The sequence below is a fragment of the Psychrobacter sp. CAL346-MNA-CIBAN-0220 genome (assembly GCF_040309805.1).
Taxonomy (GTDB): Bacteria; Pseudomonadota; Gammaproteobacteria; order Pseudomonadales; family Moraxellaceae; genus Psychrobacter.
This window is the reverse complement of record NZ_JBEOPF010000632.1, coordinates 1-244: the sequence shown is the minus strand read 5'-3', so window position 1 is coordinate 244 and position 244 is coordinate 1. Positions and strand designations below refer to the sequence as shown.

Below are 244 nucleotides of genomic sequence, written 5' to 3'. Positions count from 1 at the left end.
CCTCTGTACCAGTCATTATCCAACAAAGTAGTAATAACATTGTGGCCATCATTTAAATCATCTAAGGTTTCAAATAACGGCGCAACCGGTAGTTTAAAGCTACAACCACTTTCTTTTAACAGCAATTGTACCGCTAAAATATCGGAGGCTGTGCGCGCCATCGAAATAATATATAAGCCAAATGTTTGCTCGTCTTGCTGTGCAATCACGTCAAAGGTGTCGAGTACTTCTTGTACCTCTGGGC

At 41.4% G+C, this 244-nt stretch carries 1 protein-coding gene; it reads right to left on the bottom strand.

Annotated features, from left to right (window positions below; genetic code table 11):
• Window positions 1–244, bottom strand: a 244-nt coding sequence (locus tag AAEY88_RS15100; protein WP_350563702.1) for a phosphoenolpyruvate carboxylase, incomplete at both ends; no start/stop codon positions are given.